The organism is Shinella pollutisoli, from assembly GCF_024609765.1.
Lineage (GTDB): Bacteria > Pseudomonadota > Alphaproteobacteria > Rhizobiales > Rhizobiaceae > Shinella > Shinella pollutisoli.
On the sequence record NZ_JANFDG010000020.1, the window covers coordinates 80,386 to 97,475 of the forward strand.

General features: G+C 68.1%; 12 protein-coding genes. 9 read left to right on the forward strand and 3 right to left on the reverse strand.

Translation table 11 applies throughout. The annotated features are described in order from the left end of the window. Positions 1-129 precede the first annotated feature (129 nt). From NNZ72_RS16750 to NNZ72_RS16775, 6 genes are all read left to right on the forward strand, one after another. Complete coding sequence (locus NNZ72_RS16750; RefSeq protein WP_257316546.1) at positions 130-1,263, forward strand: hypothetical protein; 1,134 nt, start codon at positions 130-132, stop codon at positions 1,261-1,263. After that, a complete protein-coding gene (locus NNZ72_RS16755; RefSeq protein ID WP_257316547.1) occupies positions 1,260-2,672 on the forward strand; it encodes a sigma 54-interacting transcriptional regulator in 1,413 nt (470 codons plus the stop codon). Before NNZ72_RS16750 ends, NNZ72_RS16755 begins: the two co-directional genes overlap by 4 nt. A gap of 195 nt (positions 2,673-2,867) precedes the next feature. Beyond that, positions 2,868-5,072: an oxidoreductase gene (locus tag NNZ72_RS16760; protein WP_257316548.1), complete on the forward strand. Its 2,205-nt coding sequence runs from the start codon at positions 2,868-2,870 to the stop codon at positions 5,070-5,072. Positions 5,073-5,129: 57 nt separating this feature from the next. Continuing rightward, entirely contained in the window at positions 5,130-8,204 is a 3,075-nt protein-coding gene (locus NNZ72_RS16765; protein ID WP_257316549.1) for a heterodisulfide reductase-related iron-sulfur binding cluster, read from the forward strand. A 1-nt stretch (position 8,205) separates the two neighbouring features. Then, positions 8,206-9,168: an electron transfer flavoprotein subunit alpha/FixB family protein gene (locus NNZ72_RS16770; RefSeq protein ID WP_257316550.1), complete on the forward strand. Its 963-nt coding sequence runs from the start codon at positions 8,206-8,208 to the stop codon at positions 9,166-9,168. Positions 9,169-9,388: 220 nt separating this feature from the next. Further along, positions 9,389-10,546 carry a YbfB/YjiJ family MFS transporter gene (locus NNZ72_RS16775; protein ID WP_257316552.1) on the forward strand — a complete coding sequence of 386 codons (1,158 nt, stop codon included), beginning with the start codon at positions 9,389-9,391 and terminating at the stop codon, positions 10,544-10,546. On the opposite strand, the gene NNZ72_RS16780 is transcribed toward NNZ72_RS16775, so the two are convergent. The 3 genes from NNZ72_RS16780 to NNZ72_RS16790 all read right to left on the reverse strand — a co-directional run bounded on the left by NNZ72_RS16780 (position 10,547) and on the right by NNZ72_RS16790 (position 12,152). Continuing rightward, complete coding sequence (locus NNZ72_RS16780; protein ID WP_306766340.1) at positions 10,547-10,756, reverse strand: hypothetical protein; 210 nt, start codon at positions 10,754-10,756, stop codon at positions 10,547-10,549. It abuts the gene before it with no gap. Between the two features lie 82 nt (positions 10,757-10,838). Further along, positions 10,839-11,495 carry a GntR family transcriptional regulator gene (locus tag NNZ72_RS16785; RefSeq protein ID WP_257316553.1) on the reverse strand — a complete coding sequence of 219 codons (657 nt, stop codon included), beginning with the start codon at positions 11,493-11,495 and terminating at the stop codon, positions 10,839-10,841. 117 nt (positions 11,496-11,612) lie between these two features. Continuing rightward, positions 11,613-12,152: a VOC family protein gene (locus NNZ72_RS16790; protein ID WP_257316555.1), complete on the reverse strand. Its 540-nt coding sequence runs from the start codon at positions 12,150-12,152 to the stop codon at positions 11,613-11,615. 337 nt (positions 12,153-12,489) lie between these two features. Between NNZ72_RS16790 and NNZ72_RS16795 the strand changes: the two genes are divergently transcribed. The 3 genes from NNZ72_RS16795 to NNZ72_RS16805 all read left to right on the forward strand — a co-directional run bounded on the left by NNZ72_RS16795 (position 12,490) and on the right by NNZ72_RS16805 (position 17,025). Further along, the gene (locus NNZ72_RS16795) at positions 12,490-14,664 is read left to right on the forward strand and encodes an alpha-ketoacid dehydrogenase subunit alpha/beta (protein WP_257316556.1); all 2,175 of its coding nucleotides are present in this window, start codon (positions 12,490-12,492) and stop codon (positions 14,662-14,664) included. Further along, a complete protein-coding gene (locus tag NNZ72_RS16800; protein ID WP_257316557.1) occupies positions 14,657-15,916 on the forward strand; it encodes a dihydrolipoamide acetyltransferase family protein in 1,260 nt (419 codons plus the stop codon). The genes NNZ72_RS16795 and NNZ72_RS16800 overlap by 8 nt, the downstream gene beginning before the upstream one ends. 68 nt (positions 15,917-15,984) lie before the next feature. Next, complete coding sequence (locus NNZ72_RS16805) at positions 15,985-17,025, forward strand: ABC transporter substrate-binding protein (protein ID WP_257316558.1); 1,041 nt, start codon at positions 15,985-15,987, stop codon at positions 17,023-17,025. Positions 17,026-17,090 lie beyond the last annotated feature (65 nt).

Consider the following 17,090-nt stretch of genomic DNA (forward strand, 5'->3'; position numbering starts at 1 on the left):
CACTCTCGATATTAATTTAATATCAATATGTTATTAGCAAATGCCAATTCACGGGCGGACGCTTGTTGCGTAGTCGCAGCATTTCTGCTGGAGTATCGCAGCATTCACGCAGCGCTGGGAGGACGCGCGATGAACAGGCGTCAGGCGGTGGAACCGGCCGGTTTCCCCGAGGATCTCTTTTTCGACCGTATCGACGGCGAGGCGCGGCTGCTTGCGGTCAGCGCGGCGGAGGCGGGTCTTCTCGGCCATTCCGCGCGCACCATGATCGGCAGCGCCGCGGCACGGCTCTACGACGCCGCCTCGATGCGGCAGATACAGGCGATGCTGGCGAAGGACGGGCGGTCTTCGAGCGCCTTTCCCGTGACGATGCTGCACGCGGACGGCGGCCGGATCGAGCTGATGGCGATCGCCGTGCGCGGCGGACCGCCGGAAAATCCCGTCCTCGACGTCTTCAAGGCGCCGGGCCTCGACAACGGCGCCGCGTTCCAGGGGCTCGCCGAGAGCAACGAGATCATGTGGGCGCTCATCCAGAAGGCCCGCGAGGCGATCTGGTGCATCCGCTACGAGCGGCCGGTCGACGTCAAGCTCGACGTCGACGAGATCGTCGACCAGATCTTCGAGCACCCCTCGGTCTGGTGCATGTGCAACACCGCCATGGCGCGGGCCTACGGCCTCAACGACGAGAGCGACCTCAACGACCACGACGTCCGCGTCCACTGGCCGCGCAACGCCGTCAACGAGGCCTTCATCCGCGAGGTCATCGCCAACGGCTTCCAGGTCGAGGGCGCGATCTCGGAGGACGTCCGCCACGACGGCACGCCCGTGCTGATGGAAAACGACGTGCGCGCCCACATCGTCGACGGCAAGCTCTACCGGCTCTGGGGAACGCTGCGCGAGGTGAAGCCCGGCCGCTTCGGCGCGCACAGCGAGCGCGTCGACTGCGCCGCCCTCGCCTTCGAGTTCCTGCCGCTTCCCGCCTGTCTCATCCGCTCGGACGGCACCGTCATTACCGAGAACATCGCCTGGCGCCTCGCCTTCGGCACGCTCGGCCAGGTGACGGCCCGCATGGCCTTCCGCTCCGCAGGCGCCGGCGAGTACCGGGAAATCGTGCTGCCGCTACCGCTCGCCTCCGGCCAGCCGCGCCACCATCTCGTCACCAGCCGCTGGCAGGTCGTCGCCGAGCAGGGCCAGGGGGCGGAAGGCACCGCCTATCTCGCCGTCACGGCCCGTCTTCTCGACGCGAATGCGGGAGCGTCGCCGTGAAGCGCACCCAGATCGCCCCGTTCCGCCTCGACCCCAATCCCAACAGCATCGATCCGGTCGCCCTCATCGGCCTCTGTCAGGAGGAGGGCTTCCGCCAGTTCCTCGACGTCCTGAATGAGGCCGTGATCGTCTTCGACGGCGAGGGCCGCATCGTCGCGCTCAACAAGGCGGCGGAGAAGAGCACCGGCGTCCACCGCTCGGTCGCCTGCGGCGTTTCGGCCGAGATCGTCTCGGCCAGGAGCCGCATCGACCTGAAGCCGCTCGTCGCCGGCTTCTCCGTCGGCCACCGCAGCCTGCTGCTGCGCGCCCGGGAGGAGCCGGGCGACATCCGCGTATCGCTCTACGCGCTGGCGCAGGCCGGCGCGCCCGCCGCCCGCCTCGCCCTGTTCCATCCGCCGGCCGCCGCCGTTGCCGCCCGGCCGAAGACCGGCGAGCAGCGCCCGCTGCTGCGCAGCGACGTCCTGCCGCTCTACCAGAGCCGCCTCGAGCCGCTGATCGAGTTCGGCGTGCGCGCGTTCCAGGCGCGCCGGCGCATCCTGCTGCTCGGCGAGACCGGCGTCGGCAAGACCACGCTCGTCATGCAGATGCACCGCCAGGCGGCCGGTCTCGACCGGCCCTTCGTCCACGTCAACTGTTCGAGCATCAGCGAGAGCCTGTTCGAGGCGGAGATGTTCGGCTACGAGCGCGGCGCCTTCACCGGGGCGCTGGCGAGCGGCAAGCCAGGCTTCATCGAGGCGGCGAACGGCGGCACGCTGTTCCTCGACGAGATCGGCGACATGCCGCGCTCACAGCAGGCCAAGCTCCTGAAATTCCTGGAGGACGGCTGCATCCAGCCGGTCGGCGGCGTGCGCCAGAAGGCCGTCGACGTCTTCGTCGTCTGCGCCACCAACCGGGATCTCGCCGAGGACGTGCGCGAGCGCTGCTTCCGCGAGGACCTCTACTATCGCATCGCCATGATCCCGCTCACGGTGCCGCCGCTGCGCGAATACCGCGACGAGCTGCCCGGCCTGATCGACACGCTGATCGCCAACCTGAACCTCACGCGCAAGCGCCGCCTGACGCTCTCGGAGGACTGTCGCAGGCGGATGATCGAGCATTCCTATCCGGGCAACATGCGCGAGCTTCTCGGCATCATCGGCCGCCTCGACCTGCTCGCCGACGAGGTGGCCGGCGTGGAGCACCTGCCGCCGCAGATGCTGTCGCCGCCCGCGAACGCGCCGGTGGGAGCACAGGACCTGCCCGACGAGGACGGCTGGGACGGGACGGAAGACCGCCCGCTCAAGGAGCGGGTGAAGGCCTACGAGAAGCGCCTGATCGACGCCGCGCTGAAGGCCGCGCCGTCGAAACGGCAGGCCGCCCGCGCGCTCGGCATCGACATCGCCTCGCTGCTGCGCAAGCTGCAGGAATAGGCTGCGCCGCCTCCGCTGCTGAAAATCATCACCGTCGCTGGGAATACGCAGCATTCCTCGCTGCCGCGTGCGGCGCAGCGCACATCGAATGCGCACAACCCTCTGAATCGCAAGGAAGATTTCAAGCTGGCACGCGCCTTGCGAAGATCCATGCGGACACCATCGTGAAGTCCCTGAATGGAGGAGGTTTGGGAAATGGCGCGTGACCAGAAATACGATATCCTGTTCGACAAGGTGAAGATCGGCCCGAAAGTGTCGCCGAACCGGTTCTTCCAGACGTCGCACTGTGCCGGCGTCGGCTCGGAGCGGCCCGGCACGCAGGCATTGTTCCGCGGCACCAAGGCCGAAGGCGGCTGGGGCGTCGTCTTCACCGAATTCTGTTCCATCCATCCGGAATCCGATGAATTCCCCTACACCTCCGCCCGCCTGTGGGACGAGGGCGACGTGCGCAATCTCGGCGCCATGTGCGACGAAATCCACAAGCACGGCTGTCTTTCCGGGGTGCAGCTCTGGTACGGCGGCATCCATTCGCCGCGGCTCGAATCGCGCGAGGTGCCGCGCTCGGCCTCCTGTCTTCCCTCCAACCTGCTGCCGGCGCGCACGGTCTATGCCGCCGAGTGCGACGAGGACGACATCAAGGCGATCATCAACATGTACGTGCTGGCCGCCAAGCGGGCGCAGGACGCCGGCTTCGACCTGCTCGAAGTGACGGGCGGCGACAGCACGGTGCCGATCCAGTTCCTTGAACGGCGCTATAACAAGCGCACCGACAAGTACGGCGGCTCGCTGGAGAACCGCGCCCGCCTCTATATCGAGATCATGACCGCGCTGAAGAAGGCCTGCGGCGACACCAGCGCCATCACCACCCGCTTCGAGCTCGATACCCTGCAGGGGCCGCACGGCCTGCAGGCCAAGGACGAGGGCATCCGCTTCGTCGAGCTGATGCACAGGGAAGGCGTCTGCGACCTCTGGGCCGTGAAGATCGGCGACTACGAGGAATGGGGCGAGGACGCGGGCACCTCGCGCTTCCGCAAGTCGGGCTGGATGCTGCCCTTCGTGCGGGAGACCAAGGGCGTCGTCGGCGACACGCCGGTGGTCGTCAACGGCCGCTACACGAGCCCCGACGACATGGTCGCCGTCATCCGCGGCGGCATCGCCGACATCATCGGTGCCGCCCGTCCGTCGATCGCCGATCCCTTCCTGCCGAAGAAGATCGAGCAGGGCCGGCCCGAGGACATCCGCGAGTGCATCGGCTGCAATCAGTGCGTCTCCAAGTTCAACCAGTCCGGCCTGCTCAACTGCACCCAGAACGCCACCGCCATGGAGGAATACCGCCGCGGCTGGCATCCGGAGCGCTTCACCAAGACGAGCGATCCCTGCTCCGTCCTGGTCGTCGGCGGCGGCCCGGCCGGCATGGAATGCGCCCGCGTGCTCGGCGAGCGTGGCTATGACGTGCACCTGCGCGAGGCCGAGGCCGAGCTCGGCGGGCACCTGCGCGACGTCATCCGCTATCCGCGCATGAACGAATGGGGCCGCGTTACCACCTATCGTCAGCTCCAGCTTTCCAAGATGAAGAATGTCGAGGTGCATCTCGGCGTCGGCAGGATGACGGCCGACGACGTGCTCGCCTACGGCGCCGACAAGGTGGTGATCGCCACCGGCTCGCACTGGGCGACCGACGGCCTCGGCGCGGAGGGCCACGGCACGCTTCCCGGCTGCGACGCCTCGCTGCCGACCTGTCTCACGCCCGAGCAGATCATGGCCGGCAAGCCGATCCCCGGCGAGCGCGTCGTGGTGCTCGACGGCGACGGCCACTTCACCGGCGTCAGCATGGCGGAGCTCGCCGCCGACCTCGGCAAGAAGGTGACGCTCGTCACCAACATGTCGGACCCGGCCGAATACAGCCAGTTCACCATGGAGGTGCAGAACAACAAGCGCATGATGCACGAGAAGGGCATCGCCATCCTGCGCAACCACTGGGTCGAGTCCTACGAGAACGGCAAGCTCACCCTGTTCTACCTCTATCGCCACGGCTGGGCGCTGACCGATCCGGAAAACGGCAAGATGCCGCGCCGCGAAGGCACCGACGTCACGGTGCTCGACGCCGACGCCGTCATCCTCGTCACCTCGCGCGTGCCGAACCACGGGCTCTTCGCCGAGCTCAGGCAGCGGCGCGACGAATGGGAGAAGAACGGCCTGCAGGCCGTCTACAGGGTCGGCGACTGCCACGCGCCGCGCCAGATCTCCGACGCCGTCTTCGACGGCCACCGGCTGGCGCGCGAGTTCGACAGCGAGCACCCGCAGTACCCGCTGCCGTGGATCCGCGAGCGGCAGCTCTGGGGATCGGAGACCGTGCCCGCCCTCGGCGACCGCCGTCCGGTCGTCGAGCCCGCCGTCTGACCGGCAAGGCGGCGTCCCGCGCGATGCGGGGCGCCGCCGCCCCTCGGAGCCAGCATCATGCAAACGCGCGAACTGTTCTCGCAATTCTCCCCGTTCGCCTTCGGGATGTTCTACCTGATCGCGATCGCGGCCATGGCGGCCTTCGTCGTCGGGCTGGCGCAGCACATCCTGCGCTATCGCCGCGGCCGGCCGGCCGGCGTGCCGGTCGACTGGCGGGGCGGCCTGCGGCTCATGCTCGACGACGTCGTCACCCACCGCACGCTGAGCCGCCGCGATCCCTATGCGGGAGCCGCGCACCGGCTGATCTTCTTCGGCTTCGCGACGCTTTTCGTCGGCACCTCGACCATCACGCTCGAATACGACATCGTCAAGCCGCTCACCGGCCAGACCTTCTGGAAGGGCTGGTTCTACCTCGGCTTCAGCCTGGTGATGGACATCGCCGGGGTGATGCTGGTCGCCGGTCTCGTCATGATGATCGCGCGCCGCGCCTGGTTCGGGCTTGCGAAGCTCGATTACGTGCGCCGCTACCGCGGCGACACCGCGCCGCTGCCGCGGGCGACCGCCTGGAAGGTCGAGGACTGGGTGTTCCTCGTCACGCTGCTCCTGATCGCGCTCTCCGGCTTCCTGCAGGAGGCCGTGCGCCTGATCGTCGACAGGCCGCCGCTTTCCGACCTCTCGCCCGTGGGTGCCGCGCTCGGCGGCCTGCTCTCCGGCCTCGGCCTCGATGCGGCGGGGGCGGCGGCGGTGCGCCGGGCCAACTGGTGGATCCACGGCGTGCTGGCGCTTTCCTTCATCGCCGGCGTCGCCTGGACCAAGGGCAAGCACATGGTCGCCGCCTTCGGCTCGCTTGCCGTACGCGACAGCCGCAGCGTCGCGCGTCTGCCGGCCGTCGCCGAGGGCGACCCGGTCGGCGTCACGCGCATGGACGACTTCTCCTGGCGCGACCTCCTGCATTTCGACGCCTGCACCAAATGCGGCCGCTGCCACGACGCCTGCCCGGCACGCAACAGCAACTATCCGCTGAGCCCGCGCGACGTCATCCTCGACCTGCGGCTGCTCGCGCAGTCCGGCGACGGCGCCGCCGATCCGCACCACGTGATCCCGCCCGAGACGCTCTGGGCCTGTCTTTCCTGCGGCGCCTGCGCCGAGATCTGTCCGGTCGGCATCGAGCAGCCGGTGAAGATCCTCAAGATGCGCCGGGCGCTCGTCGACAAGGGCGAGATGGACCCGACGCTGCGCGGCGTGCTGGAGACGGTCGCCAATGTCGGCAACAGCTTCGGCGAGCCGGCCCGCAAGCGCGGCGCCTGGACGCGCGAGCTCGAATTCCCCGTCAAGGACGCGCGCAAGGAGCCGGTCGAGGCATTGTGGTTCGTCGGCGACTTCGCCTCCTTCGATCCGCGCTCGCAGACGATCTCGCGCCTCGTCGCCCGGCTCTTCAACGCCGGCGGCCTCGACTTCGGCATCCTGTTCGACGGCGAGCGCACGGCCGGCAACGACATCCGCCGGGTCGGCGAGGAAGGCCTGTTCGAGGCGCTGTCGGCCCACAACGGCGCGCAGATGGCGCAATCGGCCTTCGACTGGATCGTCACCACCGACCCGCATTCGCTGAACACGCTGCGCAACGAGTACGGCGAGGCCGTCAAGGGCCGCAAGGTGCTGCACTACACCAACGTGCTCGCCGACTGGCTGGAGAGCGGGCGCCTCAAGGTGACGAAGCCGCTCGGCAGGCGCGTGACCTATCACGACCCCTGCCATCTCGGCCGGCTCAACAAGGAATACGACGCGCCGCGGCGGGTCTTGCGCGCCATCGGCTGCGAGCTCGTGGAGATGCCGCGCTCGCGCGACAATTCCTTCTGCTGCGGCGCCGGCGGCGGCCGCATCTGGACGCCCGATCCGCCGGGCGTGGAAAAGCCCTCCCACGGCCGCATGCACGAGGCGGCGGCGCTCGGGAATATCGACATATTCGTAACCTGTTGCCCGAAGGATCTGACGATGTTCGAGGATGCAAGAAAGGCGAGCGGCCACGAGGGCGATTTCCTCGTCGCCGACATCGCCGAACTGGTCGCCGAGGCGGTCGAGCTGCGGGCGATCCCCGCGAACTACCTGCCGGAGCTCGCGAACCGCATCGCCGAGAGCCTGGCCGAGAAGGTGACCGCGCGCGTGGTGCCGGAACTGATCCAGGCGCTCGCCGCCCAGTCCGGCCGGCTGCTGGTCGCCCCGCCCGTCCTGCCCGCCGCCGAACCCACCGATATCGCCGCGGAGCCGGCGGTGGTGGACGCTGTGCCGGCCGCGTCCGGCGAATGGTCGGTCGCGCCCGTCGCGCCGGCAATCCTCGCCGACTACGACCGGCCGGCCAAGACGGGGCTCCGCATCCTCGTCGCCGTCAAGCATGTCGGCAAGCTCGGCGACGAGTTCCGCTTCCGCCCCGACGGCCTCGACGTCGTGCCGGAAGACCTCGACTACCAGCTGAACGAGTTCGATGAGACGGCGATCGAGGCGGCCCTGCAGCTCGTCGAGGGCCTGGGCGAAGGCGAGGTGGTGGCCGTCACCATCGGCTCGGAGGAGGCCGAGCCGTCGCTGCGCAAGGCGCTCGCCAAGGGGGCGCATCGCGGCGTCCGCGTCTGGAGCGACGCCGTCTCCCCCGCCGATCCGATCGCCGTGGCCGCGCTGCTCGCCGGGGTGGCCTCGCTGGAGGCGGCGGACCTGGTGCTGACCGGCGTCCAGTCGAGCGACTTCGCCAACGGCGCGACCGCCGCCGCCCTCGGCGGCATCCTCGGCTGGCCGCATGCCGCGGTGGTCGTGGAGATGCAATGGGACGGCAAGGGGCGCCTCGACATCACCCGCGAGCTGGAGGGCGGCGTGCGCCATCGCCAGAGCCTGCCCGCGCCGGCGGTGCTGTCGATCCAGTCGGGTGCCAACGTGCCGCGCTACGCGACCATGCGCATGATCAAGGAAGCACGGTCTAAGCCCGTGGCGGACGCCGCGATGGAGGCGATCGGCGCGGAGGCGACCGGCCGCCGGGTTGCCGCGATGGACCGGCCACCGGTCGGCCAGGCCGCGATGCTCGAAGGGTCCGCGGCCGAGATCGCCGCGCGCGTCGCGGCCATCGTCCGCGAGAAGAAGGGAGGTTGAGATGGGTGGGATTCTGGTCGTCGCCGAGCATCTGCGCGGCAATCTGAGCGCACAGACCGGCGAGGTGATCGGCCTCGCGCGCGAGCTGAAGGCCGCCGTCGGCGGGCCGCTCGTGGTCGCGGTGATCGCCGCGGACCCGGTACGCTTTCATGCGGAACTCGCGCTCGACGGGGTCGACGAGGTGCTGGCGGTGGAGGCCGGCGAGCATTTCGACCCCGCCGTCTACGAGGAAGCGGCCCATCGCCTCGCGCTGGAGATGAAACCCCGGCTCGTCATGCTCGGCCACACCGTCAACGGCATGGGCTTCGGCCCGGCGCTCGCCGTCCGGCTCGGCGGCAGCTTCGTCAGCGACGCCTTCGGGGTCGAGGCGGAAGGCGGCCGGCTGCTCGCGCTGCGCGGCGGCTACGGCAACAAGGTGCTGACGAAGATCGACGTCTCCGCTTCGTGCGTGACGACGCTGATGCTGCGCGGCGGCAGCGCCAAGCCGCCGCCGGCCGGCAGCGCGCCGCTGCGCATCGTGCCGCTCGACCTGCAGGCCGCCGCCGTCCGCGCGGCGGAGCACAGGGACTATGTCGATCCCCCGCCCGCCGACGTCGACATCACCAAGGCGGAGTTCATCCTTTCGGTCGGCCGCGGCATTCAGGACGAGAAGAACATCGAGCGTTTCCGGGCGCTCGCCGAGCGGCTGGGCGCCACCTTCGGCTGCTCGCGGCCGATCGCCGATTCCGGCTGGCTGCCCAAGGCGCACCAGGTGGGCCTTTCCGGCAAGGTGGCGCAGAACTGCAAGCTCTATATCGCGCTCGGCATTTCCGGCGCGGTCCAGCACCTGCACGGCATGAAGCACGTGGAGACGATCGTCGCCGTCAACACCGACCGCAACGCCCCGATCTACAATGTCGCGACCTACGGGGCGACGGTCGACCTCTTCGAACTCGCCGACGCCCTGGAGAGGGAGTTCAACTGAGGCCCGTCCCCGGTCCGCGAGACGAATTCGTCTTCTGCCGGACCGGGGACCGCGAGCTTCCGCTTGTCAATATCCGCGACTTCGGCCACATGTGAGACCTCTGCGCAATCTGGGCCTCGCTGTTGATATCCGTTCGCATAGCCGCAAGAGGCGCTCCCTTCGCCGCCGCGGCGATCCTCACCCCCTTCCCCGCAGCCGCCGCCGGCATGGCGGGCGGCCGATGACGATGAACCCGCTCCTGAAGGTCGGGCTGCTCGCGCTCGGTCCGGCGCTGGGGCTCGGCATCGCCCGCTTCGCCTACGGCCTGCTGCTGCCGCCGATGCGGGAGGATCTCGGCTGGTCCTATTCCGAAGCCGGCTGGATGAACACGATCAACGCCATCGGCTACATCCTCGGTGCGACGACGGCCGCCGTCGCCGCCCGGCGGCTCGGCGCCGCGCGGACATACGGCCTCGGCGCCGTCGTCACCGTTCTCGCGGTCCTCGCGCTCGGCGCCACCGGCGACTTCACGGCCCTCAGCGTCTTTCGCCTGCTCTCCGGCATATCGGGCGCCTGGATCTTCGTCACCGGCGGCGCGATAGCGGCGGCCATCGCGGCCGACCATCCGGATCGCGGCGCGGTGGTCGTCGGCCTGTTCTACGCCGGCGCCGGCTTCGGCATCGCGCTGACGGGCCTCTTCGTGCCGCAATGGCTGGCTCTCCACGGCGCGGAAAGCTGGCGGAGCGCCTGGTTCCTGCTGGGCGCGGCCGGCATCCTCTTCGCGGTGGCCGGCTATGCCGCGACGTCGCCCGCCGGCCTGCGCGGACGGGCGAGACCCGCCCACGCCGCTTACCAGCCGCTTGTCCACAAATGGATACTCGTCGGCTACGCGGCCTTCGGCGCGGGCTCCATCGGCTACATGACGTTCATGGTCGCCTATCTGCGCGACAGCGGCCGGCCCGCCTGGCACACCAGCGCCTTCTGGATGGCGATCGGCCTCTCCTCGATGACGGCCCCCTGGCTGTGGGCGCGGATGCTCGCCCGCCGCCGCCATGCGCACGCCTTCGCGATCCTCGTCGGCCTCAATGCGCTCGGCGCGGCCATCCCGCTCTGCGCACGGTCGTTTCCAGCCGCGATCCTGTCGGCCGTCGTGTTCGGCGCCGTCTTCTTCACGGTGGTCGCCGCCACGACCGATTTCATCAGGCGAAACGTCGTTATGGAAAGCAGGACGACCGCGATCGGCGTCTTCACCGTCTCGTTCGGGATAGGGCAGACGCTCGGCCCCTTCGCCATCGGCCTCGTCATCGACGCGACCGGCTCGCTTGCGACCGGCCTCGCCTTCGGATGCGCCCTCATCGTCGCGGGATCGGCGCTTTCCCTTCTTCAGAAGGATGGCTGACTATTCCTCCTCGTCCGGCTCCAGCAGGTCGATCAGCCTGCCGACGCGGGTCCCCGGCAGCGGCCGGCCCGACCCCATCAGCGCCTCGTCGCCGTGCAGCCATGCCCAGGCTTCCCGCAGCTCATCGAGCGATGCGCCGGTCGCGTTCAGCTCCACGAGGAGCTCCTCGTCGACCGGCCCCAGAACAGATACGATTTCGTCGTGCGTCATCGGAATCGACCCTCCCGCGCTAGAGGAAGGCCAATTCGCCTCCGGACAAAAGGTTCCACCGGGGGCGCGGACGGACTTCCGCCTAGAACGACATGTTGCTGAAGACCGACCGGTTCCGCTCCAGCTCCATGCGGGTGCGGCGGATGTGGCTGTAGAGCGCCCGCTCGGCGTCCTCGACGTCGCGCCGCTTGATCGCCTCCATGAGAAGGCGGTGCTCACACTGGATGATCCAGTAGCGCTCCCGGCCGAGCAGCATCGTGTAGGCCCGGCGGTAATGCTGCGTGGTGTTCCAGATGCGCTCGATCATCGGGATGAGCCGCGGCATGGCCGTCGCGCGATAGCTCGCGAGATGGAACTGCCGGTCGAGCCTCAGGAAATCCTCGACGTCCGTCGTCCTGTCGATGGTCTGGCAGACCTCCTCCAGCCCGCGGATATCCTCGTCGGTCAGGTGCGGCAGGCTCTCGCTGAGAGCGAGCGGCTCGATCCGCTCGCGGATCTTCCACATCTCGACGCATTCCTCGATATCGACCCGCGCGACCCAGACGCCGCTGTTGGGCACGATGATGACGAGGCCCTCGCTTTCGAGCTGCTTGAGGGCCTCGCGCACCGGCACGCGGCTCGTGCCGAACTGCTCGGCCAGCTCCTCCTGGCGAATGCGCAGGCCCGGCGCGAACTCGCCGCTGATGATCTTCTGGCGAATCTCTCCCGCGACCCGCAGACCCAAGGTGGCGTCATTCATGAAAGTGAGCTCCTCGCACAGGCTGTGACGGCGCCGCAGATATAGCAGACAACATCCCGCTCCCGTCCACCGATTTGGCGAGCGGGCCTGCAATCTCGCCCGGCCGGGGCGGCTGTACTAGCGCGCGGGATCGGCCGGGTGCCACAAGCAACGCGACAGGCCGGCCTCGTAGGCCTTCCCCTTCGGGAAGGACACGAGCTCGAACTGCATGCCCCAGGGCGCCAGGAAATATACCCACGTCTGGCCGGCGCTGGGGCCTTCCGTCCGCACGACGGGATCGCCGAGAATACGGACGCCCTTCGCGCGCAGATGGTCCAGCGCGGCATCGATGTCGTCGACGTAGAAAGCGAGATGATGGCCACCGATGTCGCTGTTGCGCGGCTGGCGCGTGTTCTGGTCGGGAGACGAATACTCGAAGATCTCGAAATTGGAGCCGTTGCCGCACCGCAGGAATTTCAGCTTCTTCATCACGGCGCGCGGATGCACGTTGAGCATCGTCTCCATCCAATCGCCGTCCGAGGAAAACGGGCCGAGCTCGTAGAAGGGCTCGCATCCGATGACGTTCACGAAGAAGTCCACCGCCTGCTCCAGGTCCGGAACCGTGAAGCCGATATGCTCGGTGCCCCGCAGACCGGGCAACCCGCCCCGCTGCGCCATGCCTTCATTCCGGTTCCCCCGATCGCCTTCAGACATCCCTCGCCCTTTCAGGCCATATGGCCATTGTCTCCTCCTTGTGATCATTGGATACATTGTTGGATTTGTCGAGGCGATTTATGCCGTTTAATCTCGCAAATTCTCGCCTGTTAGATATTTGTGGATACAATCCATTGACATCGGACTGCGAAAATGAAAACTTCCCCACAACAAGAACGTGGGAACCCGGCTCGTCCGGAAACATCCAAGTCGCCGATCACCGAGCGCGTGACGCTTGCCTCTCATTGCCGCCTGCGAGGCCTTCGCAGGCGATGGCCGTGCTATGCCTGTCGAGGATGAAATGCCGCAAACGAAGACCGTATCGAGTTCCACCCGCTGGCTAGAGTTCGCGACGACGAAGAAGGATTGGGATAGGGCGGAGGCCGGCGAGCTGGAAACGGTCCTCTCGTCCCTTCACCTCATCCGGACCTTCGAGGAGGCGGTGCTGGAACTCGCGAACGAGGGCCTGGTCCACGGCCCGGCGCATTCCTCCATCGGGCAGGAAGGCGGCGCGGTCGGCTCCATCCTGCCGCTCAGGCCGGATGACCAGATCAACGGCTCGCATCGCGGACACCACCAGTTTCTCGCCAAGGCCCTGAACTATGTCGCGCCCGGAGGCCTGCCGCTGGGAACGGGCTTCGACGGCCCGGTCCGGTCGCTTCTCCGCCGCTCGCTTGCCGAGATCATGGGGCTTGCGGAGGGCTTCTGCGGCGGCCGCGGCGGATCCATGCACCTGCGGTGGCACGAGGCGGGCGCCCTCGGCACGAACGCCATCGTCGGAGGGGGCGTGCCGCTGGCGGCCGGCGCCGCCTTCGCGCACAAGCAGTCCGGCACGGACGCGGTCGCGGTGAGCTACTTCGGCGACGGGGCGGTCAACATCGGCTCCGTGCTGGAGACGATGAACCTCGCGGCGACATGGCGCCTGCCCTTGTGTTTCTTCATCGAGAACAACCGGTATGCGGTCGCCACCAGCCTCGAGGAATCGACGGCGGAAACCCGCCTCGCGGCCCGCGGACAGGCCTTCGCCATTCCGTCCTGGCACGTGGACGGCATGGACCCGCTCGCCGTCAACCTCGCCATGAAGGAGGCCCTGGCGCACATGCGCGCCGGCAGGGGGCCGACGATCATAGAGGCGGATGTCTACCGCTACTTCCACCAGAACGGCTCCTTCCCCGGCAGCGCCTTCGGCTACCGGACGAAGGAGGAGGAGGAGGCCTGGAGAGCGAGGGATCCGCTGGATCGGGTGGCCCGCGAGATGATCGCGCGCGGCCTGACCGACCAGGCGGCAGTCGACGCGCTGCGGGCGCAGTGCAGGCTCGCCATGCAGGAGGTCATCGAGGAGCTCACCGACCGCGTCGACAACCGGCGGGCCATAAAGGCGGCACTCTGGCCGAAGCCCGACTTCTGCGACGTCGGGATCCGCAGCGACGGCTCCGAACTGTCGGGCCTGCGCTATGTCGAGCAATCCGGCTTTCCCGGCGCCATCGAGCAGCGCAAGTTCGTCGACGTCATCGCCGACGTGCTCGACCGCCGCATGGAGAAGGACGAGAGCATCGTCATCCTGGGCGAGGACATCCACCGCCTGAAGGGCGGCACCAACGGCGCCACGCGCGGCCTCAAGGCGAAGTATCCCGACCGCATCCTCGGTACGCCGATCAGCGAGAACGCCTTCATGGGGCTCGGCGGCGGGCTTGCGATGGACGGGCGCTACCGCCCGGTCGTCGAGTTCATGTATCCCGACTTCATGTGGGTCGCCGCCGACCAGGTGTTCAACCAGGTCGGCAAGGCGCGCCACATGTTCGGCGGCGACATGGCCATCCCGCTCGTGCTGCGCACGAAGATCGCGATCGGCACCGGCTACGGCTCGCAGCATTCGATGGACCCGGCGGGCATTTTCGCGACCTCGCCGGGCTGGCGGATCGTCGCGCCGTCGACGCCCTTCGACTATGTCGGCCTGATGAACACGGCGCTCGCGTCGAACGACCCGGTCCTGGTGATCGAGCATGTCGACCTCTACCAGACGACGGGGCCGGCCCCGGCGGGCGACCTCGACTATTTCATTCCTTTCGGAAAGGCGGCGGTGCGCCGCCGGGGATCGGCGGTGACGATCCTGACCTATTCCGCCATGGTCCAGGCGGCGCTCGATGCGGTGGAGCAGACGGGAACGGATGCGGAAGTCATCGACCTGCGATGCCTGGACCGCGCCGGCATCGACTGGGAAACCATCACCGAAAGTGTGAAGAAGACCAACATGGTCGTGATCGTGGAGCAGGGACCGCGCGGCTCGTCCTACGGCGCCTGGCTTTCCGACGAGATACAGCAGCGGCTGTTCGACTGGCTGGACCACCCGGTCGAGCGGGTCACCGGACGCGAGGCCTCCCCCTCGATCTCCAAGGTCCTCGAGCGTGCGGCCTATGCCGGTCGCGCGGAGGTCGCGGCGGCGTTGACGGCCCTGCCGGAGCGCCGCAATGGCTGAGTTCCTGGTCCTGCCCTCCGTCGTCGCCAACGCGCGCGACGGCACCATCGCCCGATGGTTGAAAACCGAGGGAGATGCGGTCGCCGCCGGAGAGGCCTTTGCCGAGATCGAGACCGACAAGGCCGTCATAGAGGTTCCGAGCCCGAGGGCGGGCCGCATCGCCCGCATATTGCACGGCGACGGCGCAACGGTCGCCGTCGAGACGCCCATCGGCGTCCTGACGGACGAAGGCGAAGACAGCGCCGCGGTTTCCCGGCTTCTGTCGGTCGCCGCCCCGGAAAAGCAAGCATCCGCGAACGGCCATGCGACGCCGGCGCCCGCGATCGAACCGGCGGAATCGGACAAGGGCAAAAGGATATTCGCCAGCCCGCTCGCCCGCCGGCTCGCGCGCGAGGCCGCCATCCCGCTGGACGGCATCCGCGGAACGGGGCCGCACGGGCGCATCATGCGCGGCGATGTCGAAGCCTTCGCCGCCGCATCCCCTGCCGTGCCCGCCGCAGAACCGCCGGCACGGACGGCGGAAGCCCCTGCTCCGGACGCTCCCGCCGCCGCGGTCGAGGTGGACATCCCGCACGTCGCCGTCCCGCATTCCGCCATGCGCCGGACGATTGCCCGGCGCCTCACGGAGGCGAAGCGGACGATCCCCCACTTCTACCTGAATGCCGACATCGCCGTCGACGCGCTGCTCGAATTGCGTGCCCGGATCAACGCCGACAGGCCTTCGGACGGTCGGCTGTCGGTTACCGATTTCCTGGTCAAGGCGGCCGCGACCGCCTTCGACGAGGTTCCGGCCTGCAACGTCATCTGGACCGAGGACGCTCTCCTCAGCCTGCGGCGGACGGACATCTGCGTCGCCGTCGCGACCGACGGCGGGCTGATGACGCCGGTGGTGAAGGACGCCGGAAGCAAGTCGCTCTCCACCATTTCCGCCGAGATCGCGGAGCTCGCCCTGCGTGCCCGCGACGGCACCCTGCGGCCGGAGGAATATCGCGGAGGGTCGTTTACCATCAGCAATCTCGGCATGTACGGCGTGAGCGATTTCACCGCCATCGTGAACCCGCCGCAGGCCGCGATCCTCGCGGTCGGGGCGATCGAGGAGCGGATCGTCTCGTGGGACCGCATGGCCGTCGACGCACGGATGATGCGCGTGACGCTTTCGCTCGACCACCGCGCGATAGACGGCGCGGTCGGCGCGCAATGGCTGTCGCGCTTCAAGGAGCTCGTCGAAAACCCGATGCGAATTCTCGTCTGAGGCGGGGATGCCCCGTCGCAAAAGGAAAGTGCGATACGAAGTCAACGATGAAAGAGAGGAACAGGACCATGCGTAAATACATGAAGATGCTTCTTATTGCCGGCGTCGTCGCGGCCGCCGGCCACTCCGCCGCCCAGGCGCGCGATCTGACCGTCGTCGGCTTCGGCGGCGCGATTCAGGACGCCTTCCGCGAGGCCTATTTCACCCCGTACGCCAAGGCGAAGGGCATCACGGTCCTGGAGGACACCACCAACGGCGGCCTTGCAAAACAGAAGGCGATGGTCGACGCCGGCAACATCACCTGGGACGTCATGCAGATGGAGGACGACGAAGTCACCATGGCATGCGAGCAGGGTCTGCTCGAGGACATCGACTGGTCGACCCGGGCGCATGCCGACGAGATCGATCCCTCCCAGTTCAAGGATTGCGCGGTCGGGGCGCTGAGCTGGGCGAACATTCTGACCTACGACGCCGACAAGCTGACCGACGGCCCCAAGAACTGGGCCGATTTCTGGAACGTGGAAAAGTGGCCGGGCAAGCGCGGGCTGCGCAAGACGGCGAAGCTGACCATGGAAGTGGCGCTGATGGCGGACGGCGTGCCGCCGTCGGAGGTCTACAGCGTCATCGCCACCAAGGAAGGGCAGGACAGGGCGTTCGCCAAGCTCGACGAGCTGAAGCCCCATATCCAGTGGTGGGAAAGCGGCGCGCAGCCGCAGGAATGGCTGTCGTCCGGCGACGTCGTGATGACGACCGCCTATAACGGCCGCGTCGACAACGCGCAGAAGGAAGGCAAGAACTTCACGATCGTCTGGGACGGGCAGATCAATTCCGTCGAGTTCTGGGCCATCATGAAGGGCACGCCCAACCTCGAGCAGTCCATCGACTTCGTCGAGTTCCTCATGTCGAAGGAACCTCAGGTGGCCTTCGCCAACAGCATCGCCTACGGCGTCAGCAACGTCAACGCGATGAAGGACCTGGCGCCCGAGCGCCTGGCCAAGCTGCCGTCGGCTCCCGACAACCTCAAGAACGCCGTCCGGTTCGATGCGGAGTTCTGGATTGACCACGGCGAGGAACTGGCGGAACGCTTCGCCAACTGGGTTGCCCAGTAATCCCGCTGGAAACCGTCGAACCGTGCCGGGCGCCCCTCGCCCGGCACGGCTTCCCGAGGCATGAA